22 protein-coding genes, 1 tRNA gene and 1 pseudogene are annotated in these 25,318 nt (G+C 64.1%); 7 read left to right on the forward strand and 17 right to left on the reverse strand.

Features of this window, described 5'->3' with window-relative positions; genetic code table 11:
* Positions 1 to 267 precede the first annotated feature (267 nt).
* Positions 268 to 1,767, forward strand: a complete 1,500-nt coding sequence (gene guaB, locus LPA44_RS05825) for an IMP dehydrogenase (RefSeq protein ID WP_230888650.1) — start codon at positions 268 to 270, stop codon at positions 1,765 to 1,767.
* A gap of 214 nt (positions 1,768 to 1,981) precedes the next feature.
* Here guaB and LPA44_RS05830 read toward each other — a convergent pair whose 3' ends face one another.
* From LPA44_RS05830 to LPA44_RS05850, 5 genes are all read right to left on the reverse strand, one after another.
* The gene (locus LPA44_RS05830) at positions 1,982 to 2,401 is read right to left on the reverse strand and encodes a universal stress protein (RefSeq protein WP_230888651.1); all 420 of its coding nucleotides are present in this window, start codon (positions 2,399 to 2,401) and stop codon (positions 1,982 to 1,984) included.
* Positions 2,402 to 2,432: 31 nt separating this feature from the next.
* On the reverse strand, positions 2,433 to 3,875 hold the full coding sequence (locus tag LPA44_RS05835) for an ATP-binding protein (protein WP_230888652.1): 1,443 nt from the start codon (positions 3,873 to 3,875) through the stop codon (positions 2,433 to 2,435).
* Positions 3,876 to 3,882: 7 nt separating this feature from the next.
* Complete coding sequence (locus LPA44_RS05840) at positions 3,883 to 5,346, reverse strand: ATPase domain-containing protein (protein ID WP_230888653.1); 1,464 nt, start codon at positions 5,344 to 5,346, stop codon at positions 3,883 to 3,885.
* The gene (locus tag LPA44_RS05845) at positions 5,346 to 5,954 is read right to left on the reverse strand and encodes a response regulator (protein ID WP_230888654.1); all 609 of its coding nucleotides are present in this window, start codon (positions 5,952 to 5,954) and stop codon (positions 5,346 to 5,348) included. The genes LPA44_RS05840 and LPA44_RS05845 overlap by 1 nt, the downstream gene beginning before the upstream one ends.
* A 400-nt stretch (positions 5,955 to 6,354) precedes the next feature.
* Positions 6,355 to 6,428, reverse strand: a tRNA-Lys gene (locus LPA44_RS05850).
* A gap of 218 nt (positions 6,429 to 6,646) precedes the next feature.
* Here LPA44_RS05850 and LPA44_RS05855 point away from each other — a divergent pair.
* On the forward strand, positions 6,647 to 8,104 hold the full coding sequence (locus LPA44_RS05855; RefSeq protein ID WP_230888655.1) for a DHH family phosphoesterase: 1,458 nt from the start codon (positions 6,647 to 6,649) through the stop codon (positions 8,102 to 8,104).
* Between the two features lie 15 nt (positions 8,105 to 8,119).
* Here the strand turns inward: LPA44_RS05855 and LPA44_RS05860 are convergent, their stop codons facing one another.
* The 4 genes from LPA44_RS05860 to LPA44_RS05875 form a co-directional block, all read right to left on the reverse strand.
* Positions 8,120 to 9,028 carry an AEC family transporter gene (locus LPA44_RS05860; protein ID WP_230888656.1) on the reverse strand — a complete coding sequence of 303 codons (909 nt, stop codon included), beginning with the start codon at positions 9,026 to 9,028 and terminating at the stop codon, positions 8,120 to 8,122.
* A gap of 136 nt (positions 9,029 to 9,164) precedes the next feature.
* The gene (locus LPA44_RS05865) at positions 9,165 to 9,545 is read right to left on the reverse strand and encodes a DUF2267 domain-containing protein (protein WP_230888657.1); all 381 of its coding nucleotides are present in this window, start codon (positions 9,543 to 9,545) and stop codon (positions 9,165 to 9,167) included.
* A gap of 99 nt (positions 9,546 to 9,644) precedes the next feature.
* The gene (locus LPA44_RS05870; RefSeq protein ID WP_230888658.1) at positions 9,645 to 9,935 is read right to left on the reverse strand and encodes a PRC-barrel domain-containing protein; all 291 of its coding nucleotides are present in this window, start codon (positions 9,933 to 9,935) and stop codon (positions 9,645 to 9,647) included.
* Between the two features lie 67 nt (positions 9,936 to 10,002).
* Positions 10,003 to 11,100 (reverse strand): pyridoxal phosphate-dependent aminotransferase, encoded by a 1,098-nt coding sequence (locus LPA44_RS05875; RefSeq protein WP_230888659.1) that lies wholly within the window; start codon positions 11,098 to 11,100, stop codon positions 10,003 to 10,005.
* Positions 11,101 to 11,205: 105 nt separating this feature from the next.
* On the opposite strand from LPA44_RS05875, the gene LPA44_RS05880 reads away from it, so the two are divergent.
* Positions 11,206 to 13,509: a DEAD/DEAH box helicase gene (locus tag LPA44_RS05880; protein WP_230888660.1), complete on the forward strand. Its 2,304-nt coding sequence runs from the start codon at positions 11,206 to 11,208 to the stop codon at positions 13,507 to 13,509.
* A 46-nt stretch (positions 13,510 to 13,555) separates the two neighbouring features.
* Positions 13,556 to 14,233 carry an IS6 family transposase gene (locus LPA44_RS05885; protein WP_230888661.1) on the forward strand — a complete coding sequence of 226 codons (678 nt, stop codon included), beginning with the start codon at positions 13,556 to 13,558 and terminating at the stop codon, positions 14,231 to 14,233.
* Positions 14,234 to 14,495: 262 nt separating this feature from the next.
* Here the strand turns inward: LPA44_RS05885 and LPA44_RS18220 are convergent, their stop codons facing one another.
* Positions 14,496 to 14,666 carry an HVO_0758 family zinc finger protein gene (locus LPA44_RS18220; RefSeq protein WP_330166484.1) on the reverse strand — a complete coding sequence of 57 codons (171 nt, stop codon included), beginning with the start codon at positions 14,664 to 14,666 and terminating at the stop codon, positions 14,496 to 14,498.
* 667 nt (positions 14,667 to 15,333) lie between these two features.
* Positions 15,334 to 15,958 (reverse strand): annotated as a pseudogene (locus tag LPA44_RS05890) (IS6 family transposase).
* 218 nt (positions 15,959 to 16,176) lie between these two features.
* Here LPA44_RS05890 and LPA44_RS05895 point away from each other — a divergent pair.
* On the forward strand, positions 16,177 to 16,341 hold the full coding sequence (locus tag LPA44_RS05895) for a hypothetical protein (RefSeq protein ID WP_230888662.1): 165 nt from the start codon (positions 16,177 to 16,179) through the stop codon (positions 16,339 to 16,341).
* Between the two features lie 398 nt (positions 16,342 to 16,739).
* Positions 16,740 to 17,096 (forward strand): hypothetical protein, encoded by a 357-nt coding sequence (locus tag LPA44_RS05900; protein ID WP_230888663.1) that lies wholly within the window; start codon positions 16,740 to 16,742, stop codon positions 17,094 to 17,096.
* Positions 17,097 to 17,115: 19 nt separating this feature from the next.
* Here the strand turns inward: LPA44_RS05900 and LPA44_RS05905 are convergent, their stop codons facing one another.
* From LPA44_RS05905 to LPA44_RS05925, 5 genes are read right to left on the reverse strand one after another with little or no spacing between them, the layout of a single operon-like run.
* Complete coding sequence (locus LPA44_RS05905) at positions 17,116 to 17,520, reverse strand: helix-turn-helix transcriptional regulator (protein ID WP_230888664.1); 405 nt, start codon at positions 17,518 to 17,520, stop codon at positions 17,116 to 17,118.
* Between the two features lie 25 nt (positions 17,521 to 17,545).
* Positions 17,546 to 18,235, reverse strand: coding sequence for an NRDE family protein (locus LPA44_RS05910; RefSeq protein WP_230888665.1), 690 nt, complete (start codon positions 18,233 to 18,235; stop codon positions 17,546 to 17,548).
* A gap of 25 nt (positions 18,236 to 18,260) precedes the next feature.
* Positions 18,261 to 19,727, reverse strand: a complete 1,467-nt coding sequence (gene menE, locus LPA44_RS05915) for an o-succinylbenzoate--CoA ligase (RefSeq protein WP_230888666.1) — start codon at positions 19,725 to 19,727, stop codon at positions 18,261 to 18,263.
* A complete protein-coding gene (locus tag LPA44_RS05920; RefSeq protein WP_230888667.1) occupies positions 19,720 to 20,727 on the reverse strand; it encodes a mandelate racemase/muconate lactonizing enzyme family protein in 1,008 nt (335 codons plus the stop codon). Before LPA44_RS05920 ends, menE begins: the two co-directional genes overlap by 8 nt.
* Positions 20,724 to 21,659, reverse strand: coding sequence for a 1,4-dihydroxy-2-naphthoate polyprenyltransferase (locus tag LPA44_RS05925; RefSeq protein WP_230888668.1), 936 nt, complete (start codon positions 21,657 to 21,659; stop codon positions 20,724 to 20,726). The genes LPA44_RS05920 and LPA44_RS05925 overlap by 4 nt, the downstream gene beginning before the upstream one ends.
* 115 nt (positions 21,660 to 21,774) lie before the next feature.
* On the opposite strand from LPA44_RS05925, the gene LPA44_RS05930 reads away from it, so the two are divergent.
* Complete coding sequence (locus LPA44_RS05930; protein WP_230888669.1) at positions 21,775 to 23,433, forward strand: histidine kinase N-terminal 7TM domain-containing protein; 1,659 nt, start codon at positions 21,775 to 21,777, stop codon at positions 23,431 to 23,433.
* Here LPA44_RS05930 and LPA44_RS05935 read toward each other — a convergent pair.
* Positions 23,430 to 25,034, reverse strand: a complete 1,605-nt coding sequence (locus LPA44_RS05935) for a BCCT family transporter (RefSeq protein WP_230888670.1) — start codon at positions 25,032 to 25,034, stop codon at positions 23,430 to 23,432. The two genes, LPA44_RS05930 and LPA44_RS05935, sit on opposite strands and share 4 nt — an antisense overlap.
* Between the last annotated feature and the right edge of the window lie 284 nt (positions 25,035 to 25,318).

The raw sequence follows: 25,318 nt of genomic DNA on the forward strand, positions 1-25,318 counted from the left end.
AGAGACGGCCGCATGTGATAGAGGACCAAAACCTGTCTTTAAGTACCGAACTACTGTCCATCGGCGAGAGTGGACGATAGGCGGAAACACGACGACATACGCCTGGATATTCTAACGTTCGTCGCCGGAACGCCCATTCACTGTGCGTTCGTGGGATCCTATAGTAGCGATACACGGACGTGCTTGGACTGGGGTAGCCACGGGAGTAGTTCACGCACGTTCGCCCAATCTCGGAACGTTTTTGCCACCGGCGATGCGACGATTTACATGGCGCACGACCCTTCCACGGACGGCCGATTCTCCGAGAAACTCCGCGTTCCAGAGGCATTGACCTTCGACGACGTACTCCTCCGCCCCGCGGAAAGCCGCGTCGAACCCGACGACGCCGACGTCAGCACCAAAGTCTCAACAAACGTCTCCCTGAACACGCCGATTCTCTCTGCGGCGATGGACACCGTCACGGAGTCCGACCTCGCCGCTGCGATGGCTCGCGAAGGCGGGCTCGGCGTCCTCCACCGCAACATGGACGTCGAGGAGACCGCCGCCGAAGTCGAGCGCGTGAAGCGCGCGGACGAACTCGTCATCGACCGCGAGAACGTCGTCACCGCGACGCCCGAGCAGACCGTCAGCGAGGTCGACCGCATGATGAGCCACGAGGGCGTCTCCGGCGCCCCCGTCGTCGACGACGACGACCGCGTGCTCGGCATCATCTCCGGGACGGACATCCGCCCATACCTCGAAGTCGGCGAGTCCGACACGGTCCGCGAGGCGATGACCGACGAGGTCATCACCGCCAGCGAAGACGTCGACGCCCGCGACGCCCTCGAACTCATGTACGAGCACAAAATCGAGCGCGTCCCGCTCGTGGACGACGAGGACCGCCTCGTCGGCCTCGTCACGATGCAGGGCATCCTCGAACGCCGCGAACACGAGGACGCCGCTCGCGACGAAGAAGGCCACCTGCGCGTCGGCGTCGCCGTCGGTCCCTTCGAGGAGGACCGCGCGACCGCCGCCGACGACGCTGGCGCGGACGTCCTGTTCATCGACTGCGCGCACGCCCACAACAAGAACGTCATCCAGTCCGCGCGCGAAATCAGCGAAATCGTTGAGGCCGACGTCGTCGTCGGGAACGTCGGCACCAGCGAGGCCGCCGCGGAAATCGTCGACTTCGCCGACGGCATCAAGGTCGGCATCGGACCGGGCTCCATCTGCACCACACGCGTCGTCACGGGCGCCGGCATGCCCCAGATTACGGCCGTCTCCGAGGTCGCAGACGTCGCCCACCCCGAGGATGTCCCTGTCATCGCGGACGGCGGTATCCGGTACTCTGGCGACGCTGCGAAGGCTATCGCCGCGGGCGCCGACGCCGTCATGCTCGGTTCGTACTTCGCGGGCACCGAGGAAGCCCCGGGCCGCGTCATCACGATGAACGGCAAGAAGTACAAGCAGTACCGCGGCATGGGCTCGGTCGGCGCGATGCAGTCCGGCGGTGGCGACCGCTACCTCAAGGAAGAAGACGAAGACGAGGAGTTCGTCCCCGAGGGCGTCGAAGCCGCGACCCCCTACAAGGGCCCGCTCTCCCAGGAACTTCACCAGCTCATCGGCGGCATCCAGTCCGGCATGGGCTACGTCGGCGCCGAAACCATCCCGCAGTTCAAGGCGGACGCGGAGTTCGTTCGCGTCTCCGCTGCGGGCCAGACCGAGGGCCACCCCCACGACGTGATGATTACGGACGAAGCACCCAACTACAGCCCGCAGAACGAGTAACGTAGCCAGCGCCGCGCTGGCCGCTCAGAGTCCTTCTCCGTCGACTTCGCAGCGCGGACTACAATACTGGTTCGTGGCCGCTTTCGAATCCTCAAACGCCTGGAAATCGTCGCCACACGTCTGGCATTCGTACGTTTCGAACGCCATGCCTGGGGGATGCGACGCCTCCAAAAAATGCGTTACGGTAGCCCGTTCGCGCGATAGCGGGCCGCGCTCAGGCCTCTTCGCCGGTCACGACGACCGGACGGTCGGCGTTCAGGATGACCGACTGCGTGACGCTGCCGAAGATGGCCTTCCCCGCGGGCGAGCGCTTTCGCCCGCCGAGCACGATGGCGTCGACGTCGTACTCGTCGGCTTCCGCGATGATGTCGTCGGTGGTGTCCCCGGAGTCGTCATGGACCTGGACGTCGATGCCCGCGTCCTCCAAGAACTCCTGTGCGCGCCGCACCGACTGGATGCGGCTCGCGGACTTGAACTGCTGGACGTCCTCGGGGAGGTCTTCGGAGTCACCAGTGAACACGAACAGTACGATAGCTTCGACGCTTTCGGCGGCGTCGGGCAGGTTCGCGACGTATCGAGCCTGCGCGAGCGCGCGATCTACGTCGTCGTCAACCGGTACCAGCACGCGGTACATGTTCCCCACGACGTCCGACGGGGGCTTAAAACTACGCGCGTTCGACGGACGGATCGTCGCCGTCTAGCACGCCACGGAGTTCGAACCGCGCGCCGCCACCGTCGGCGTCGGTCGCGCTGACCGTCCAGCCGTGTGCGTCCGCAATCTGCTTCACGATGGCGAGCCCGAATCCGGTGCCGTGATCGGCGGTTGTGTACCCGGACTCGAACAACTGGTCGCGGTCGACGCCGGCCAGCCCAGGGCCGTCGTCGGCGACGTAGACACCGCGCCCGTCGTCGGTCACCCCGACCTCGACGGAAACGGCCGGGCCGCCGTGCTCGACGGCGTTCCGGAACAGGTTCGCGAACACCTCCTGAATGCGGGCAGGGTCCCCCGACACCGTTTGGTCGGTCAGCGCCGAGTCAACGTGGAGCGTCGCGTCCGCCGTCGTCACGTTGGCCCATGAGTCGGCAACCAGTCCCGCCAGCGGGACCGACGTCCGCTCGCCGATGACGCTGCCCTGCCGGGCAAGCTGGAGGAGTTCCGCTATCATCTCGGTCATGCGTTCGTGGGCGGTCTCGACGCGCTCGAAGGCTTCCGGGTCGCCCGTGCGTTCGGCCTGGTCGAGCCACCCGCAGGCGATGCCAAGCGGATTCCGCATCTCGTGGGCGAGCACGCCCGCGAACTCGTCGAGCCGGTCGACTTGTCGCTGGAGTTCCCGCTCGTGGTGGATGCGCTCGGTGACGTCCCGGAGGATGAGTATCCGATGCCCGGGCTCGATGTCGAGGTCGTTCCCGTTGCACTCCACGTAGCGGCGTTCGGTCGCCGTCTGCACGGGGATGACCGTCGACTCGTCGCGGTCGCCGTCCCGGGACGCACGCATCTCCTCGACGGATGCAGGGTCGAACGCGTCGAAGGCGTCCAGCGGGCGACCGTGGCACTCGCCCGTGACGCCGACGAGGTCGCGGAACGCGGCGTTGCTGTCCGCGACAATCCCGTCAGCATCGACGACTATCGCGGGGTCGGGGCTCGTCTCGAACAGCGTACGGAAGCGGTCCTCGCTGGCCGCGAGTTCACGGGAGAGGCCGCGCCGCGACAGCAGCCCGCGGATGCGAGCATGGAGGACCGCCTTCTGGACCGGCATGGAGACGACGTCGTCGACGCTCGACCAGATGTCCGCGGCGGTGCGCAGGTCGTCGTTGGACACGAGCAACAGTACTGGGCAGAACAGCGACTCCTCGTGTTGGCGGTAGGCGGCGACCCAGTCGGCGTGGCGGTCGTAGGCGCCCTCGTCGAGCAACAACAGGTCCGCGCGCTCGGCGACGTCCTCGAACGTGACGCCCTCGGTCGCCGGCGTGAGCACGTCATAGGTCGCGTCCAGCCATTCCGTGAGGAGCGCGCGGTTCTGGTCGTGTGAGAGCACCGCGCCGATGCACAGCGGTTCGTCGTCCACGAAGACCCCCTCGGACTGCTGTTCCGTGTGGGGGCCCGACATAGCGGGGTTACGAATCCGTCGCTCCGTCGTTCACGAATTCTGGGGTCCCGGTCAGCAGGCCGCGCAGATTCGTGAGCGGCTCGCCGACCTTGATGCCGTGTTCGGTTATCTCGAGGGGGCGCAGCGTCCGCTCGAAGTCGCTGGTGCGCTTCTTGAGCACGCCAATCACCTTTCGGAGTTCGCCCTCAACCTCGACGTGGCGCAGGAAGACGATGTTGTCCGCGAGGTAGCTGATGCCGACCTCCGTCGGCTGGAAGTCGCCCGTGAGGTGGCCGACCTCGTCGACGAAGACGACGGTTACGCCCATGTTCTTGAGGTAGCGGCCGAGCGCGTGCAGCCGCCGCACGAGCGTCTCGTCGTCGCCCGCGAGCGCGAGCTTGTATCCCTTGATGCCGTCGATCATCACGATTTCGGTGTCGCGCTGTTCGACCTCCTCGCGCACCATGCTCGCGAACTCCTGTGGCGTCAAGTCCAGGGGGTCCATCTCCTCGATGGCGAGCGTGCCGCGGTCGACCATCTCCTCGACGGGGATGTTGACGGCTTCCGAGCGCGTGAGGAACGTCGTCCGGCTCTCCTCGAAGAGATAGACGACCGAGCGCTCGCCGCGTCCCGCGGCTTCCTTCATGAACTGCGTGCCCGTGGTGGTCTTGCCGGCGCCGCTGGGCCCGCTGATGACGCTGACCGTGCCGCGTTCGAGCCCGCCGTGCAGCAGTTCGTCCAGTTCCGGGACGCCCGCGGAGATGGACTCGGAGACGAACGTCTGCTTGTACTCGCCGGGCTGCAGTTCGGGGAACACCCGAACGCCGTCGTCGGTGATGCGGAACGTGTGTTCGCCACCCTGGGTCGACGACCCGCGGAACTTCGGGACGGAGATCTGGCGCGACTCGCGCGTGTGTTCGAGGTCGAGCGTCCCGTCCGCGATGAATTGGATGTCGTCGTCGGGGTTGTTGGGCGTCGCCTGCGAGGTGAACAGGACGGTCCCGTCCTGCTCGCCGAGGAACTGCTGGAGCGCCAGCACCTGCTTGCGGAACTGGTACTCGTCCCCGGAAAGGTACCGGAGCTGCGTAATCGGGTCGATGAAGATGCGTGCCGGGTCCAGTTCCTCGATGCGCTCGACGATGGCCTCGTTGAACGCGTCCGCCTCGACTTCCTCCGCGGCGAAGACGCTGTACGACTGGCTCTCGGTGAACACCTCGCTCTCGGGCGTGAGGCTCAGGAACTCGACGTCGCCGAGGTCGAAGCCGACCGCAGCCGCGTTCGCCTTCACGTCCTCGACGGACTCTTCGAGGTTGACGTACAGTACCGTCTCGTCGTTCTCGACGCCCGCTGTGAGGTAGTGGTAGCCGAAGATGGTCTTCCCGGTGCCGGGTTCGCCGCGCGCGAGGTACGCCCGCCCGGGGACAAACCCGCCGTTCAGCACCGCGTCAAGACCGTCGATGCCCGTCGAGACGCGTTCCTCAATACCGGGCATCAGATGCTCCCCCCGCCGGTGTCGCGGACGTCCCCATCAGCGTCCTGTTCGATGCGGTGGAATTGTGCCTCGAAGTCGTCGTCGTCGAAGTCGCTGGCGAGCGTGTCCGTCTCGCGTTCCAGCGATTCGATTTCGGCCTGCAGCGCCTCGTATTTCGGGTCGCTGGCGGCGTCGTCGCCGTACTGTGCTTCCAGCGCGGCGCGCTTCGTGACCAGTTGGAAGTACCGCTGGACTGCGGTGTCGTGGTGTTTGCGCGTTAGCAGTGTCTCCACGACGTCGTGGATGTCTTCGTTCGTCACGGGCTTGGTGAGGTATGCGTCGAAGCCCATTTCGACGATGTCGAAGTCGGGGTCGACGGCGGTTACCATCGCCACCCGGCAGTCGAGGTCGCGCTCGCGGACCTCTGTGAGTACGGCGTCTCCGGAGAGGTCCGGCATGCGGCGGTCCAGCAGGACAACGTCGATTGAGTCGTCGAGTGAATCGAGCGCCGCCTGCCCGCTGTAGGCGGTCCGCACGGTGTAGTCAGCGGACAGCCATGCGGTGAATAGGTCGGCGAGGTCCTTCTCGTCGTCGACGACGAGGACCACTGGTGGGTTTTCTTGGTCCATAAGCGGCAACGTGTTCTGGTTCTTCAGAGACGGGGACGACGTTAAGTCGTTTCGACAAGTGTACAAATGAACGACAAGTATTTCAAATTTCTATCCATTCCTATTCCCGGAATAAACAAACGGTCGCAGTCCCACGCCGTGTGAACAGATTAGTGAAAACACGTTTCGGTTGTTCGCGGAGTACGCTCTGGAAACGGTGGAGTGCCTCGTCTGTGGGTGTTAGAGCTCTACACTCCACTCTGGAACCTCTGCCACAGCAGCAAACGGCACACGAGGTGCTCCCGATCATTGTATCTGACGCCAAAACGACGGGTGTAGCCGAGCCTACTAATTCTCGCAACCCCTGTAAATCAATAGTTCAGCCACTAACAGTCTGACTCAGTATCCGTCGTTGAGAAAGCGGGCCGGGCGCGATTTGAACACGCGACCGACGGATTAAGAGTCCGTCGCTCTGCCAAACTGAGCTACCGGCCCAACGCATCCCAACGTTCGATGCTGCAACTCAAATACGTTCTGATTTGGGTTGCCAGTCCCCTGCGGGCTGTCGAATTCAATTCGACTCAACAAGCGTCAATCGTGGAGACAGCTCAGTAGACGAAATCACCCGAGTGAGACGACCAACGCGCATATTTCTCGGCTATCGACAGCAGGTCGGGAACATTAAGTGACGGCCTGTGTTATTCCGGGACATCATGAGTAGCCGGGCAACCATCTCCTCGATGTCCTCGTATGCCATTCTAGGTTGCGGGAGCGTCGGCCACGCGGTCGCCGAGGAGTTGGTCGAACGGGGTAAGGATGTTCTCATCGTGGATCGCGATGAGTCCCGGGTAGAGGCGCTGCGCGACCAGGACTTGAACGCCCAGGCCGCGGACATCCGCGATGAGGAGGTTGCGGAACTCGTCGCCGACCGCGATGTTGTTCTCATTCTGGCCTCCGATATTGAGGCGAATGAAGCGGCAGTTACGAACATTCGTGGGCGTGACGACGACCAGTTTATCGTCGTACGCGCCAGCGATCCCGTGACCAGCGACGAACTCACGGAGTTGGGTGCGGACGTCGTCATCAATCCGTCGTCAGTTATTGCAGACGCGGCGCTGCGTGCGCTCGAATCAGGCGAACTGGAGTACAAGGCCCGCCAGCTCGCGGAGGTCATCGAGGGAACGGAGGGCCGGCTGGCTATCGTCACGCACGATAACCCCGACCCGGACTCTATCGCCGCGGCGGCCGCGCTGAACGCCATCGCGGACCACCTCGGCGTTGAGGCGGATATCCTCTACTTTGGGGATATTGGCCATCAGGAGAACCGCGCGTTCGTTAACCTGCTCGAAATTGAGTTGACGCCGTACGAGGACGTTGACATTGACGACTATGACACGGTCGCGCTCGTCGACCCGGCGAAGGCTGGCGAGGTGTCGCTCGAACGCGAGGTCGACATCTTCCTTGATCACTACGAGGTCGATGAGGAGTTCGACGCGGAGTTCGCGGACGTACGCCCGAACGTCTCGGCGACGTCCACTATTCTCACGAAGTACATCCAGGAGTTCGACCTCTCGGTGAGCCAGGAGGTCGCGACCGCGCTCCTGTACGGGATTCGTGCGGAGACGTTGGACTTCCGTCGGGATACGACGCCCGCGGACCTCACCGCGGCGGCGTACCTCTACCCGTTCGCGGACCACGACACCTTAGAGCAGGTGGAGTCGCCGAACATGAGTCCGGAGACGCTGGACGTGCTCGCGGAGGCGATCGCCAACCGCGAGGTTCAGGGTAGCCATCTCGTTTCGAACGCGGGATTCATCAGTGACCGGGATGCGCTCTCGCAGGCTGCCTCCCAGCTCCTGAACTTGGAGGGTATCACGACAACTGCCGTCTTCGGCATCGTCGAGGACACCATCTATCTGGCCGCGCGCTCGAAGGACATCCGGCTGAACATCGGGCGCGTGCTCAGTGACGCCTTCGAGAACATCGGTGAGGCTGCTGGCCACTCCACGCAGGCGTCCGCCGAAATCCCGCTCGGCATTTTCACGGGCATCGAGACCACCGAGGAGAACCGCGAGACCCTACTGTCGCTGACCGAGGAAGCAGTCACGCAGAAGCTCTTCGACGCGATGGGCGTCGAATCCGAGAGTTCCAGCAGCTCGAACGGCAGCTAGCCCTTCTCTCGTACTTCAGCTGACGGCTCTGATGAGGACGAACAGCGTCCCGACCGAGACCAGCGTGGTGAGGAAGACGTTCAGGGACGCGAACGCTTCGTCGCCGCCGAGTTCGTTGGCGAACACGTACGTCGACACCGCAGTGGGCGTGCCGAGCATCACGACGGCGGCGGTGAACGTCGCGGTGTCCACACCCAGAAGCGAGAACGTCGCCCACGCGATCGCGGGCATTAGCACGATTTTGAGCGCGACGACGGAGCCGGTCGCCCCGACGTCGACGTTCGGCAGGTCGACGTCCAGGGATGCGCCGACGCACAGCAACGCGATGGGGAGCGCGAGCGTCCCCAGTAGGTCCAGTCCTGCCGTCGCCGGACCGGGAACTGTGAGCGCGACCGACCCGACGATCAGGCCGGCGACCAGCGCCACGAGCACGGGGTTCGTCGCGAGTTTTCGCAGTTCCTCGCGGACGGACGCGTCGGCGTCGTTGATGGTGGTGAGGACGAGCACCGTCAGCGGCACCTGCGCCAGCGAGACGATGCCGAGCACGACGCTCGCGATGGCGGTCACGTCGTCGCTGAACGTCGCGGCGACCAGCGGCAGCCCGAGGTAGCCCAGATTCGAGTGGTAGGACTGCGTGACGGCGACGCTCCGGCGGTGGCGCTCGGACTGGTTCCGGTGTACTATCCACGCCGTCGCCGCGGTGACGAACAGCACGAACAGCAGTCCACCAAACAGCGCAGGGGAGACCAGTTCGTCGATGGCGCGGTCGTACGTCGACACGAACACGAGTGCGGGCAGCGCGACGAAGTACGCAAGGTCGTTGAGCCGCTCCGTGCGCGCGTCGTCAAGCACGCCGGCGACCCGTAGCCCCGTCCCTACGAGCAGCAAAACGAGCAGGGCGAGTAACCGACCGACGACTTCCATGTCTCCGCCGAGCGCGTGCGACGCCTTACAGGGTTCGACTTCGGAACGCGAACGCGTGGGTGTGCCGCGTGCCGCGATTCGTGCTCGCTGGGTTCCGGAAGTCCGAGGAGAAAATCCCGCCTTTAGGGCAGGGCTGTCAAGCGTCGGCGTTGAAGAGGCGGTTGTACTCCTCGGGGAGTTGTTCGCGAGCGAGCGCGAGTTCGTCACCGCTGACCGTGTCGGCGAGCGCCGTTAACACGGCCGCGGTCTTCGGCTCCCGGCCTTCGTAGTTGAGGTCCCCGCGCTGCTCCACGCGGTCGAGGAACTCCGGCACGGAGTACTCTTGTGGGTGGCGGGGCGCGGGCGACTGGAGCTCGTTGGCGTACTTCATCGGGAGTTGCTCGGCGAGGTCCTCGGCTTCGCCCTCGGAGAGTCGTTCGGCCAGCGTCTCCAATACCGCGTCCACCGTCTCTTCGGCGTGTTCGTCGGAGTCGAACGAGTCGTGCTCACGGGCGTGCTCGACGAGTTCGGTGGGCATACCCACGCGGCCTGTCGGCCAGCAGTAAGTTGAGTCTGCTGCCCGATTCAGCGAGCGCTCGCTCGCTGGATGCGCGGAGACTGAACCGCAGAAACGGCGTTAGACTGCGACTTCGGCGTCTTCGTTGGGACTCTCGTAGCGCTCGATGACGTCGTTGATGAGGACGACGTCGCCGACTGCGCGCACCCAGCGGTATGGGATGATGACGCCTTTCTTCCCGGTTTCGGTGTCCGCGAACAGCGTGGGGTTGAGTTCGCTGAGCGCGAGGCCGTTCACTACTTCTGTGTCGAGGTTTAGGCGGACGTCTTCGACTTCCCCGACGAAGACGCCATTATTCGAGTACACCTCGCGGCCAACGAGTGAGGTGATTTCGTCTGCTTCGGAGTCCATGTCGTGGTGATTGTCGCGGTGCCACATAAGTCTTCGAGGCTCGGTGTCTCACGGGCGTCCGACGCGGCTACTGGAACTGGTCGAGGACTGCGCCGAGCGCGTCGAGTGCGGGCGCGACCTCGCTGGGGTTGCGGCCGAGACTCACGCGGACGCGTTCGTCTTCGCCGAAGAACCGGCCGGGGACGACTAGAACGCCTTCCTCCCACGCGGCGGCCGCGAGTTCGTTGCCGTCGACATTGGTGGGGTTGAGGAACGCGAACGTTGAGCCTTCCGCGAGGAACCCCTCGACGTCGTCGCGTTCGGCGAGGAATTCCTCGAATAGTTCGGTGTTTTCCACGAGTAGTGTCCGCGAGCGTTCCGCGAGGTGGTCTTTGTTGTGGAGTGCGCGCCGGCCGAGCGCCCGGCTTGTGTCCGCGACGCCGAGGAAGTGCATCGACACCGAGCGTGCGCGCTCGACGAACTCGCGGTCCGCGACCAGCCAGCCGATGCGGAGGTCGTCGAGCCCGAAGAACTTCGTTAGCGAGCTCGTGACGACGGTATTGTCGAGTCCGACCGCGGTCGGCCCGCCAAACGGACCGTCCCGGGGGCTGGTGACGTAGGGCGCGTACACTTCGTCGACGAGCAGGCGCGCGTCTGATTCGCTGGCGGCCTCCGCGAGGTCTGCGAGCGTTTCGCGTTCCGCCAGCGAGCCGCTGGGGTTGTGGCGGTTCGTTACGGTGACGAGTTCGGTCCATTCCGTGAGCGCGTTCGCCGCGCGCTCGACGTCGAGCCGGTAGATGTCGCCGCGTAGGAACCGGTCGACCTCCGCGCCGAGCGCCCCGGGCGTCTTCACGAGCGGCTCGTAACTCGGTTTCTCGACGAGCACGCGCTGTTTCTCCTCAGCGTCCTCGTCGGGGTCGAGGTGGAGCGCGGTCGCCGCAGCGACGACGTTCGCCATCGTCGCGCCGGGCGTTATCAGCACCTGCTCGGGTTCGACGCCGTACTCACCGGCAATCTGAGTTTCGAGTGTTGCACCCCTTGGTGGATCGTCGAGGCCCTCCAGTGGCTTGGGGACGGCCTCGGGTTCGTGGCCGCGGTCGCCGCGCAGGTCGCTGGACGCGAGGTCGTACAGCGCGACCTCGGGTCGTCCGGAAATCCATTCGAGGTACTCCAGCCGCGGGAACATGTCCTCGTCTCGGTCCCGCGGTGGGAAAGTAGTTATCGCTCGCGGCCAGCTGAGGCGAGTACGACTACCGGAAGCCGTTAGATCGATCAGCCCCGACCCACGGGCGTGGACGACCTCGCCGACTGGCTCCGGGACCGCCCGCATTACGACGGCCAACTTGTCGACGAGCGCACGCTCCCCGGCCGGGACGCGAGCACGCGGGACGTGGACCTGGAAAACCGTCTCGAGTCGGCGCTTGCCGACCGCGGCATCGACGCACTCTACGAGCACCAAGCAGACGCCATCAGCGCGGTCCGGGACGGCGACGATGTGGTGGTGGCGACGCCGACGGCGAGCGGGAAGAGCCTCGCGTACACGGTGCCGGCGTTCGAGCGCGCGATGGACCACGGCGGCCGGACACTCTATATTGCGCCGCAGAACGCGCTCGTCGCCGACCAGGAGGAGACGTTGTCGGGACTCGCGAGCGACCTCGGGTTCGGGAGTCGCGTGCAGGTGGATACGTACACGGGGCGGCTGTCGCGCTCGGAGAAACAGGCCGTGCGGGACCGCCGGCCGACCGTCCTGCTGACGAACCCGGAGATGCTGCACTACGCGTTGCTGCCGCACGGCCACCGGCTCTGGGAGTGGTTCTTCTCGGGGCTGGAGACCGTGGTGCTCGACGAGGTCCACGAGTACCGCGGCGTCTTCGGCGGCCACGTCTCTCACGTGCTGCGCCGTCTGCGGCGAGTCTGCGAGCGCTTTGACGCTGACCCTGACTTCGTCTGTTGTTCGGCGACGATCGGCAACCCCGTCGAGCACGCCGCGCGCGTGACAGGGAAACCCGAGTCCGGGTTCGCGCTCGTCGAGCGAGATACGAGCGAGCGTGGGCCGCGACACTGGCTGCTGTGGAATCCGCCCGAGGAAGCCGGCGGCGAGGGACGGCGGCGCTCCTCGCACGTCGAAACGAGAAACCTGATGGCGGACCTCGTGATGCGTGGCCACCAGACGCTGGCGTTCACGCGCTCTCGGCAGGGCGCGGAGCGCAACGCCACCGGCACCGCCGACGACCTCCGCGACCGCGGCGAGCACGACCTCGCCAGCGAGATTGCGGCGTACCAGGCGACCCTGACGGACGACCGCCGGCGTAGCCTCGAAGCCAGCCTCCACGACGGCAGCCTACGCGGCGTCTGGAGCACGAGCGCGCTCGAACTCGGCGTGGACGTCGGCGGCCTTGATGCTGTGCTGTTAGATGGGTATCCGGGGACGCAGATGAACACGTTCCAGCGTGCGGGCCGCGCTGGCCGCGGCACCGACCCCGCCGCCGTCGCGCTCGTCGCCGGCGAGGACCAACTCGACCAGTACGTGATGAACCACCCCGGGGAACTGTTCGATGGTGACCCCGAGGACGCCATCGTCGACCCCGCGAACGAACACCTGCTGGACCCACACATCACGTCCGCTGCGCGCGAGAACTGGCTGTCGCCGGAGGACGACCAGTACTTCCCGCGGTTCGCCGAGCGCGTCCGAACACTCGAAAGCCGGGGCGTGCTCGATCGCCGCGAGACCGACTACGGTACGCGCTGGACGTACAACGGCGACGGCAGCCCCCAGCACGAGATGAGTCTGCGCTCCATCGATGACCGCGAAATCCGGCTACTCGACCCGTCTGGTGATACTGTCGCGACGATGGAGTTCTCGGACGCGCTCCGGGACGCCCACCCCGGCGCCATCTACCATCATCAGGGCCAGCGCTACGAGGTCGTCGACCTCAACCTCGGCAACGACGTGGCGGACCTCCAGCCGACGTACGCCGACCACTACACGCGCGTCCTCACGGACAAGGACATGGACGTCCGCGAGGACCGCGAGGAACGCTCGCTGTTCGCCCGCGACGACGTCCCAGTGCGATTCGCGGATGTCACGCTCACCGAGCAAGTCACCGCGTATGAGCGTCGGAACGCCAAGCACGGCGAGTCGGAGGCAACCGTGAGACTCGACCTCCCCGAGCAGACGCTGGAGACGCGCGCGCTCTACTACACGGTGCCGTCAGATATCGAGGCGGAGTTGCGTGCGGGCGGTGACCTCCCGGGCGCGATTCACGCTGCCGAGCACGCGATGATTTCGATGTTCCCCACCGAGTTACTCTGCGACCGCGGCGACATCGGTGGGCTCTCAACGCCAGTCCACCCACACACGGGCCGCCCGACGATTTTCATTTATGACGGCTATCCGGGCGGCGTCGGGCTGGCGCGTGCCGGGTTCGACTCCATTGCGGAGCTCGCCGAGCGCACGCTCGCGATGCTCAAATCGTGTGACTGCGCGGATGGCTGTCCCGCGTGCGTGCAGTCCCCGCAGTGCGGGAACGCCAACAACCATCTCGACAAAGACCTCGCAATCAACTTACTCAACGAGTTTACCGGCACTGTCTAGTTGAGTTAGTTTGAGGAGTGAGCAGGTCGTTGAGTGAATTGGGTAGATGCTCGCAGACCTGCTCAGCGAGAGCTATGAACCGGGTTTAGAAGAACCTTGGGAGAACGAGCGGACGGCGACGCCCGTCAGGGCGTTCGCCGTCCGCCTTCACCAGACCGGTTGTTCGCTCAGAGAAACAACAACGATCTTAGCGGAATTAGGAGTGAAACGCTCTCATGGAGCGGTTTGGAACTGGGCGCATCGGCTATCTAACAGCGGACACGACCCGCCTGAGGCGCAGCCGAAGCGGGTCGCCGTTGACGAGACTGCTGTCAAGATTACCGGTGAGTGGTCTTGGCTGTATGCTGCAATAGACACCGACATAAAGTTGATCCTCGATGTCGCGTTACTCGGACGACATGCCACCGATCCAGCGGCTACGTTTCTGCAGAAACTCCAAGGGAAACATGACCTTTCGGAGACTGAGTTTCTCGTCGATCAATTCGGCTATCGGACTGCCATCTCTCGATTAGGATTGAGCGGTCGGGTCAACTATACCGACCGAACCCGCATCGAAAAGTGGTTTCACACGCTCAAAATGCGGGTTGACCGCTTCCATAATTCGTGGGTGGGCAGTCGGGCAATCGTCCGCAAGTGGCTTGAACAGTTCATGCATTACTACAACCGCCACAGACCGCATCAAGGTCTCGATGGCAGAACGCCGATCGAGGAGCTCCAGAACTAGACAGTGCCAACTCTCTCTCTTTTATTAATGATAATTTATATGTCGGCGAGGAAATATTTGAATCGTGGCTCCAGACCTTCTCTGTCTGGTTGGGTTCACTAAACACGATGACCATAATATCGCTAGTAACCGCGATCCAGTCATCAGCTTTTCAGGTTCTTACTCCCACCGATCAGCAATCACAGAGTTGTACGCTCGCAGAAACACTTTCTCAGGATGGAGAGGTTTCCAAAGGTGACTGGTGCGTTACCCCGTTCGTTTGTCAAGGGAGTTGACGCCACTCCTGCCCACACTCTGGGCAGGCACGAATTGACCCTACCTCATCTGGTTCATTCTTGGTTACCAGTTGCTCGTCACACTCTGCACATTCCAGCCGCTCATACATGTCCTTCTTAATCTCTCCTTCCCTGAGCGCACGTCGGATAGAGTCCATATATTAAGGCGTTAATCTCTGCGATGTAAACTCTGTTGGTCATCATGAGACGGGAGTTGTCAAGCTGTTGTAGAGTGTCCGACTCTCACGGACGCAGCCCGGCATTTAGGAGTTTCTTCGGAGCCCCTTTAGAAGGAAGCGCACAGGATAAAATTCGTCTGTGAGCGATCGTCTTGTTTCCGGACAAGCCGTCAAAGGGCGAATCTCTGGCAATCATTCCCGTGGTGCTTCACCTTGGAACCGTACGTGGCCTACCGCTTCAGCGGTGGAGTGCTGATACGTAGCGAGCGAAAGCGCGTCCTTTCAATAATGAGAGGGTTTTAAACCGATGAATGACGACTCGCCTGCCGGTGTTAGTTGCGAAGCTATCCAAGATCCTTGGCGACGAGCGGGCCGATTGTACCGATAACGAACGCTAAGCCAGTGCAATATCAATAATCGATTGCCGTCCACAGCACTCGTATCGAAAGAAACGGATGACACCTAGAAGGATGCCAATCAGTAGAACTGCACTGAGATCCTGCGCCGTAAGGTGTTGAAGCACAGTTCCGATTAGGATTGAAGAATGAGGCGGTGCGATTTATTAGTGATTCAGGCCAGAAACCAACCGACCAAACGGGAATAATGACTGAGTTGAGTTTGATTTTGTGGAGCGAGAGGGCACTGTTCAGATTGAGTGATTTTCGATGAAGGCGGTGGTTTGGAGCCAAGTTCCGAAGGTTGCTGGATCAGCGTGACAGAAATTATTTGTGAGCTGGTTGTCGTGACGTTTTATTCTTTGAATATACGTTCGGCGGCATTCCACTTCCCAGATGTTTCATACTGGAAGCGAAGATCGTGGCGATGGAGAGTAGCCTGCAGCCACGGCGCTCTATCAACTAAGGATGTCGCCTTGGTGACGTGATGTTTCTCGCGGGGTTCACGGAGAAACATCTCCGTGAGAGCTTATGTTCACGACGAAAACACTGACGTGGAGGTATTGCTTGGTTGCTGGATCGACAGCATACAGCCAGTAGCGTCGGTTATTGAGTTGGATCACAGTTTCGTCGATTGCAGCGTGATCCGGGCTCTTTCCTACAGTCGACTGTATGCCGGTTTTCTCCCAGCTAATTATGGACGGATGAGAGAGCACGCTTGACACAAAATTTATCGAGAATTGAAACTGTATCTGAAAGAGACAGGAAGTGTGGATGGATGCCGAATTTCATCAGCTCGCACGGTGTTTCTTCCCGCTCTATAAAATATAACTCAATCCAGTCATTACTACCGCTGAAGCATCCGATTTGCGGGATGGACGCCTAGAGATATGTCTGCCTCACTCGTCAATCCTAATCTGAACAGTGCCCATTATGCAGTCGTGTTCAGTTAAGGCAGAAAAGTGAGGCTCGGTAATTTTTGGTTGACGCAACGGTGATCCGCATCGACGATCGGCAGTACCGGATGTACGCTGCCGTCAATCCCGTCTCAAATAAATTCCTGCAAGTACGGCTATTTGCAGGGACAAAAACCATTGACTGAACGGCTCCCGCAGGAACTCCGCGAGAAACACGGCGTCTTCGACGTCGTGTTTCTCGCCGTCATACCCGACATCTCAAAACAGCACTGCAGCGAGTTGGGCTCCGATTCCAAACCGTTCGTCGTGGGACTCGGAATTCCCTCAAACATATCTTTATAATTATAAAACGACGAACCTTATAGTTTAGTGATGATTCTCCCTATCCCGAACCAACGACAGCGGAAAATCACACCTTGAAATGAATGAGTCTTCACGAAAATCCGCCATATTGTGGATACACTAAATGTGTCTTGAAGCACGTTAACAGTGTAATGATACATTATAGACCGCGGAACCCGGTCGGAGTTTTCTCGTCGTGCTAATGGACGCGCTCCGAGCGCCGGCTATCTCAATTCGCGTTGCGAGCGGCGAGCGTGGGCGGCGTCCTCGTCGCGGCAGTCATCGGTGCTGGTAGTGTGCTCGTTCTCGATGCAACGACCGACGACCTCGATTACTAACTGCCGACAGATCCCGCCGCTGGACGGTGGGTTTTCCTCGTTGCGTTCGAACGCATAGCTATGCTCCTGTTCGACGACGAGACGGTTGCGCGCGTCGCTTCCGACAGCGGCGTCCCCGAGCCCGCGCTCCGTGAGGCCGTGGAATCCGTGCAGGCGACTCTCGATGACTTCCCCAGTCGGTCTGTCGATGGCCTCGTTTACGAGTGGCGCCAAGCGTTCCGCGACGACCCGCTCGTCGAACGTCGGCCGGACACGTGGATCCTCCGGGTGCCTGAGCGCGTCTGGGTGGACATCCGCGAGCGCGCCGATGTTCCGGATGACCTTGTGGATGCGCTCGTGTCTCTGTACGAGACGGAAGCGGACGCAACAGAAGACGGCGTTGCGCTGGTGATTGCGCGGGACTCCGCGAGCGAATAACGGCGAACGGAGGCCCGACCTAGAATTCGCTTTCCGGCTCGGGTTCAGGCTCTGACTCGGGCTCGATCTGGTCCTCGTAGGCGAGGTTCATGATCCACTGCGAGAAGGCGTCGCTTTGGGCGTCGACTTCTTCTTCGCCGACGAACGGCGACAGCATTTCGCCGGCCATCAGCAGCGTGAAGTCGAGGGAGCGCTCGTCGATAACGGGCGTGATGAGGTAGGTGGTGTTGCCCTCGTGGACCGTCTCCTCGCGCTCGACGAATCCTTTCTCTTCGAGTTTCGACGCGATGCGGCTGCCCTTCCGCGAGGAGACGTCGAGTTCCTTCCAGAACTCGCTTTGGTGGACTCCCCGCGTCTCTCGAACGAGTTCCAGCCCCTGTCGCTCGTCCTCCGAGAGGTCCGACTCGGTGGCTTCGGCGCTCATGTACGAAACAGGGTGTGCGCGCGGTTTAAAGTTGGTTGTCTACGTGCCGGAAGTCGCACTCGCAGGGCGGGCCGTCCGCGAACTGGTAGGTTACCTCACCGTCCGCAGATATCGTCACGAGCGACGACGACCGCGTGCCGAAGCCGTCGCGGTGAATACACGCGCCGGTCTCGTGGTCGCGCAGCGCCGTCCGCGCAGCCGCTCGCCACGCGTCGGCGCTATCGTGGCCACGGAGTGCATCGCGGATTGAGCGCGACTTCTCGGTGTCGTCGTCGAAGCCCGCGTTCACGACGACATGCGTTCCGGGGGTGAACGCGTGCGTCCGCAACACGCCGTCCCACTCCAAGAGCACGCATTCGTGTTCGTCCGCGATAACGAGATTGAACCCCGCGTACTCGCGGTTAGCAATCCCGCGTTCGACGGTGCCGATAGCGTCGTCGGCCGACCCCGCGGCGAGCGCGTCAGTAACCAGCAGCCCGCGAGAGCGCTCGCCGTCGAGATCGGCGTCGCGGTTCGTTACACCGACGAACACGCGGTGCTCGTTCACGCCGAGCCACGTCCCACCGGCTTCCTCGTCTCTGGGCATCAGCACCTCGGGATTCGCGCCGCGAAGGGCGGGCGGCGAGGACGGCCGGCCGACTGCTTCGTCGCGGTTCGCCCCGACCACGAGCGGCGCGTCGTCGTAGACCTGCCACGCAAATGCCAGCGTACACACGCATCCGGCTACGGCCCGCGCGCACTTAGTTCTCGTCGGCCAGTCTCGCCCGAACGGCCTCCCGGTCGACGGTCCCCGACGCGGTTCGCGGCACCGCCTCGGCGAACGCAATCGTGCGCGGGTGTTTGTAGCCCGCGAGCCGGTCCTCACAGAACTCTCGAAGGCCGGCATCAGTTACGCCGTCGTCTCCGGGAACGACGAGCGCAGCGACGCGCTCACCCCACTCGTCGTCGGGTACGCCAACGACGGCGACATTTGCGACGTCCGGGTGGTCGCGGAGGACAGCCGCGACTTCCTCGGGGTGGACGTTCTCGCCGCCCGTGACGATTTGGTCGGTCTGCCGGCCGCCGACATGGAGGAAGCCATCACCATCGACGAATCCGAAGTCGCCCGTGCGGAGGCCGTGTTCGCAGAACCGCTCGCTGTTCGCGTCCGCGGAGAGGTACCCCGGCGTGACCGTCGGCCCGGAGACGACGAGCTCCCCTGTCTCGCCCACCGGCAGGACCTCACCGTCCTCACCGACGACGGTGATGTCGGTGCCGAGCAGCGGCCGCCCTGAACTGTCCGGGCGGTCGCGGGCGTCCGTCGCGTGCAGGGTTGCGACCTGCGAGGTGGTTTCGGTCATCCCGAACGTCGGGCAGACGGGAACGCCCGCATCGAGCGCGTGTTCGACGAGTTTGGGTGGCGTCGGTGCGCCGCCAACGAGTGCGAACCGCAGGCTGGCGGGGACCGCGCCCGCGTCGAGTAGCCGGTCGAGCATCGTCGGAACGAGCGAGACGCCCGTACAGCCGTACTCAGCGAGCGCCTCGTGGACGTCGTCAGCGTCGAAGCCGCGCGTGAGCACTGCTGTCGTCCCGTACAGCGCTGATCGAAGGACGACCGAAAGCCCGCCCATGTGGTACAGCGACAGCGGGCACAGCCAGCTATCCTCGGGAAGCACGCCCAAGCGGAACGACGATGCGACCGCGCTCGCGGCGAAGCTCGCGTACGTCAGCCGGACAGCCTTTGGGTTACCCGTCGTCCCCGAGGTGAACATAATGGCGCGCGTGTCCGTCCACGAGAGGTCCGCGGGCTCGAAACTCTCCGGCGAGCGCGCACCGACGTGCTCGACGTCTCCCTTGGCGTCCACGCTCACGGCCGGCACCGGGAGTTCGCGTGCCGCATCCACAGTCCCAGTTTCACAGACGACGAGCGCGGGCCCGACACGCTCCGCTTGCGCGCGGAGCTCGGGCGTCGCGAGCCGCGCATTCAGCGGCACGAGCACCGCACCGACCCGAGCGCACGCGAACACCAGCCGAACGAACGCCGGACGGTTCTCCATCAGCACCGCGACTCTGTCGCCACGCTGGACGCCACACGCGGCAAGTCGTCCCGCGGTCTCCTCGATGTCAGCGTCGAGGTCGCGGAACGTCCACGATGAATCGGTCGCGGCATCCACAAATGCAGTCGCATCGGGGTTGCTCCGCGTTTGGAGCGCGATGGCGTCACGCATCCGGGGTCACCTCCGCGAGGTCGACGCTGACGCCGTGTCCGGGCGACTCGGGGACGCGAATCCGTCCGTCTTCGACGGGCGCTGGGTCGGCCGCGAGGTCCTCGGCGAGTCGGTCGGCCGTCGCGAGCCCACAGGCTGGCACGTCTGGAATCGCGGCGGCGAGGTGGACGGCGGCAGTTCGCGCGACGACGGCGTCAACAGTCGTCGTCACAACGGGTTCGACACCTGCGCTACGGGCGTCGCGAGCGGCATTGAGCGCGCGGTCTACGCCTCCGAGTGCCATCGGCTTCAACACGACGTAGTCTGTGGCGTCAAGCACGTCCGAGAGTGCGTGCTCGGTCAGCGACTCGTCGAGCGCGACACCAACCTCGCCGCCACAGAGGTCGGCGTGCCCCGCGAGGTCGTCTGTGGGAAGCGGCTGTTCGACATACTCGACATCGAGATCGTCGAACGCGTCGAAGGCTTTCCGGGCTTGCTCGCGCGTCCACGCGCCGTTCGCGTCCGCGCGCAGCGTCGCATCGGTCGCGTCTCGAACGGCGCGGAGGCGTTCGATATCCGCGTCCAGAGAGCGCGCGCCGACCTTGATTTTCACCGTGCCGAAGCCGTTCTCCGCGGCTGCTCGTGCCTCGTCGGCGGTCTTCTCGGGGGAGCCGTCGCCGACCGTCGCGTTCACCGGAACTGACGCTGCAGGGTCCTCTGTGAGATGGCGAGCGAGCGAGACGTTCGCGTCCCGACTCTCGGAATCGAGTTTCGCCAGCGAGACGGCGTGACGGGTAGCAGGCGCGTCCTCGCAAGCAGCGAGCGCGTCATTCCAAGTTTCGGCGTTCTCGGCGGCTTCGAGAGCGTGCTCGCAGGCGTCCAGTGGCTCTGTCCAGCCCGGGAGTGGCGTGGCTTCGCCGACCCCACCGTCGCGGGCGAAGAGGAAACCCTGGCGCTCGTCGATGGTGCCGTGAGCTGTCTCAAGCGCGTAGTCTAGTGGGAGCGCGAAGCGCCGAATCATATCCCGAGGCCGACGCCGAACAGGAGCGCATACAGCGCAAGCAGTTGGCCGGTGCGCGTGAGCGCCGGGTTGAGTGCGTCACCGTCGGTCCGGGTGAAAACGGTCTTCGTGACGCGCGCGGCGAGCGGGAGCGAGAGGTACGGCAGGAACACCGCGACTTCGCCGGTGCGTACGAAAAACCACACCGGCACGGCGTACGCGAGCACCAGCATCGCCGCGAACTCAATCCGGGAGAACGTGTAGCCGAAGCGGACGGCGAGCGTGCGCTTGCCGGTCTTCGCGTCCTCCTCGCGGTCGCGGACGTTGTTTACCACGAGAACATTCGTCGCGATAGCCGCGATAGGGAGGCTCGCGACGACCGACGCCAGCGTCACCGAGCCCTCGGGGATGCCGACCGGAATCCCGGCAGCGAGTGTAGCGGCAGCCTGCACGTAGTACGCGCCCGTGACGGCGACGACGCCAAAGAAGATGAACACGAAGACGTCGCCGAGGCCGTGGTAGCCAAGCGGGTACGGGCCGCCCGTGTACGCGATGCCGGAGGCGACGCTCACGAGGCCGACGACAAGGATGGGGACGCCGCCCACCCAGACGAGGTAGGTGCCGACGAGGATGGCGGCGGCGAACGTGAGGTACATCGCGCGCTTCACTTCACCGGGCTCGATGAGGCCACCGGCGGTGACGCGCGTGAACCCCTCGCGTTCCTCGGTGTCGGCGCCCTGGACGGCGTCATAGTAGTCGTTCGCGAAGTTCGTGCCGATCTGGATGAGTGCGGCACCGACGAACGCGGCGAACGCGGGTAGCGGCGCGAACACGCCGTCGCGGACCGCAAGCCCAGCCGCGACCAGGATAGGAGCGGCCGCAACCGGGAGCGTGTGCGGGCGCGCGGCGATGAGCCACGCCTCCCGCCGAGAGACGTCAGCCGTATCGGTCATGTCCCGGGATTGGGCGAGCGCGCCCATAGCGGTGGCGGTCCCAGCCGTCGCCGCCACCCCGTATGGTCCGCCGCAAGGCGGACGTATAAGTCGGTGAAGCGACGTTTTCGAAGGGATGGCGCTATCTCCAGTCTTTCTGGCGTACGTCGGCGCATTCGGTGCGGCCGTCGTCGGGTGTGTGGTCGGCTTTCGGCGCGCGCTCCAAGTCGCGGACACCGACACACGCCGCGGGCTCGCCGGCGTCGTCGCGGGAAGCGGCGGCTGGGCGCTGTTCGAACTCGCTTTCCTCGTTGCGCCCTCGCCGTTCCTGAAATACGTCGCCTACGACCTCAGCCTCGTCGTCGGACTCTCGACGGTGGGCGCGTGGCTGTACTTCTGCTCGGCGTACACCGGGCGGGCGTTCCACCGCAACACCACCTACCGTCGGGCCGCCGTCGCCACATACGTCGGCATCGTCACGGTGAAACTCACCAACCACGTCCACGGCCTCTACTTCACGACGATACCCGTCCAGTCGCCGTTCCCGCACCTCGCCATCCAGCACGGCACCATTCACTGGCTCGTCGCGGGACTGTCGTACGCGCTGGTCGCCGTCGGCTTCTTCATGCTGTTCGAGTTGTTCCTCCAAGCCGATTACGACACGCGGCCGCTGGGCGCGCTTGTCGGCGTCACCGCACTCCCGGTCGCGCTCGACGTCGTTGGCTTCGCGTCGCCACTGCTCGTTGACATCAACTACGAGCCATTAGGCGTCGCAGCGTTCGCGCTCGGCGTGCTCTACGTCTACGAAGCAGAGTTCCTCGCCGTCCAACTCACCGACGGCGTCGACGACGCAATCGTCTACCTCGACGCCAACAACCGCATCCGCGAGTACAACGGCCGCGCGAGCGACCTCTTCGCCGCGCTCGACGGCGCGACCGGCCAGCCATTCGACGACGTCCTCCCCGAGGTCGCCGAGACGCTGAGCGACGACCATCCCGTCGTGGAGCGCGCCGTCGACGGCGAGACGCGCTACTACCTCGCGTCGGACACGTCGTTCTCCCTGGGCCAGTCGGACATCGGCCGCATGGTCGTGTTCAGCGACGTCACGCGCACCGAACGCAAGCGCCGCGAACTCGAACGACACAACGAGCAACTCGAAGGATTCGCCGCGGCCATCCGCCACGAACTACTGAACACACTCCAGATAATCGGTGGGCGCGTCACCATCGCCGGGAACGCCCTTGACCGCGGGAACGTCGAGACCGCCCGCGAGTCGCTACAAACGGCCTCGTCGACGACCGACCGAATGTCCAGCATCGTCGAGGACCTCTCGCTGCTCGCACGCCACGGCAAGACGCTCGGCGACACGGAGCGCGTCGACTTCACGAACGCCGTCGAGGACGCGTGGGCGGACGCCGACGTCGACGACCTATCCCTGTCCATGGAGGGAGACGACGACGTGATCGCGGACCCAACCCGGCTCCGCGAACTGCTGGCGAGCGCGTTCGCGTTCGCCGCACACAACGGTGCCAGCGAGGTGACCGTCGAGCGCGGCGACGACTGGTTCGCAATCGCGGGCGACGGCCAGCCGCCCGGCGACACAGAGCCCGCGGAGTTCTTCGAGTACGGGAGCGCCGTCCCGGACTCGGAGGCCGGCATCCTGCTGCCGAACGTCCGAATGCTGGCGGCCGTGCACGGCTGGTCGGCGAGTCTCGACACGGAGTACGAAAAAGGGATCCGCGTGGTCGTTTCGGGGACGGAGAGCGTTAGTGGGCCAGTCGACAGCGCGGCTTAGTCGTCGTCAGCTGGCTGGATGTCGCTCGCGCGGTCCTGTTCGGAGAGCAGCGACCCCGGGTCGACGTCGACGCGGTCGTGGCCCTCTGCGTAGTCGCGAGCAGCGACGTAGCTCGCGTAGACGATCGCCACGAGGAACACCGTGAACGGCAACGCGAGTATCGGCGACAGCGCCTCGATGGCCTGGAAGCTCTCCAGTTCGAGCGCCATCATCCCGAACCCGGCGAGCAGCGCACCCCACCACGCGCGGTTCCGGGCATTGGGGTCCTCGTCGCCGAGCGTGATGGCGGAAATCATGAACACCGCCGAGTCCAGCGACGTGATGATGTAGCCCGCGATGACGAACACGAACAGCACCGCCAGCACCGTGCCGTACGGGGTGATGTTCAGCGCGGTGACGATCGCGGCGGGGATGCCGTTAGCCGCCCACGCCTCACTGACGGGGCCGATGTACCCCGGAGAGAGCACCCAGCCGCCGAGGATGAGGTGTTGGAGCCACGAGAGGAACGCGGGCGCGACGACGAGCACGACGAACATCTCGCGGATGGTACGGCCCTTCGAAACGCGTGCGACGAAGCTCCCAACGAAGATGCTCCATGCCGCCCACCACGCCCACCAGAAGCCGGTCCAGTTGGCGGCCCAGTTGCCGGCGGACATCGGGTCGGTGTACAGCATCAGCCGCGTCATGTTGCCGAGCCAGACGCCCGTCGCGTCAAGCCCGAGTTCGAAGATGAACAGCGTCGGCCCGACGACCACCAGCAGCGCCATCGCGGCGACGATGAACAGCATGGTTGCGCGGGCGGCGTTCCGGATGCCCTTACGGAGACCAAGCCAGACGTCCGTGAGGAACACCGCGCCGATGAGCGCGAATATCCCGTACGTGAGAATGTTCGCCTCTAGGCCGAAAACGCCGCCGAGGATGGCGGCCATCGTCTGCGAGCTGAACCCGAGTGTGGTGGCGATGCCGCCGATGCTGGCGACGATCGCTGCGAGGTCGACCGCCCAGTGGAAGCCCGGATACGAGTCGGGGTCGACGATGCCCGACAGCATCGAGGAGATCTTGTACTCGCCGACGCCCTGCGTGTAGACGATGATGCCGAACGCGAGCGCGACTGGGAGGTACCACATCGCCAGGCCGGGGAACGCCTCGTGGACGAACATGAACGCCAGCGCCAGCGACTCGATGGACGCGCCCTCCACGGGGTAGGGCTGCGGCGGCGGATTCTGGACGATGGAGATGGGTTCGCCGACGCCCCAGATGAGGATGGACGCGCCGAAGCCGACGGTGAACACCATCGACAGCCACGAGAGCGTGTCGAACTCCGGTTCGGCGTCCGGGCCGCCGATGCGCAGGCGTCCGTACCGGGAGAACGTAACTCCGAGCACGAGCAACAGCAACACGAACCCGAGCAGGATGAACCACCAGCCGAAGTACGTAAGGACCCACTCGAAGGCACCGTTGAGTGCCGTGCTGAGCGCGCTCGGGCGAGCGAACCCGAAGGCTGCGAGCGCAATCATCGCGGCCATCGTCACGCCGAAGAGCGCGCGCTCGGGCCACGTCGCCTCGTCGAGGCCGAGCAGGTACCAGAAGCCAGCGGTCATGTGAATGGTACGACGGTCGCAGCGTCGGCTTCGCGGCTATCGTGTGCGCGACGGCGAGCGCTGTCGCTCGGTCGTCGTAGCACGGCTCCGTACATCTTGACCAAGCCGAGCGGGGTTTCACTGAAAAACTCGTCGTCTCACCGCCCGACCGAAACCCGGGTGCAGTGTAGATGTTTGCCAACGTGTGACGCCTGCACAGTGGCAGTTTTGACGATACCGTGAATTTATGGCCGCACGGGTCAGTCAGTAAAGAGAATGAGTGCGTTTCCGCTCCGTTCAGCGGA

It is taken from the genome of Halobacterium sp. KA-4, assembly GCF_021028995.1.
In the GTDB taxonomy this organism is placed as follows: domain Archaea; phylum Halobacteriota; class Halobacteria; order Halobacteriales; family Halobacteriaceae; genus Halobacterium.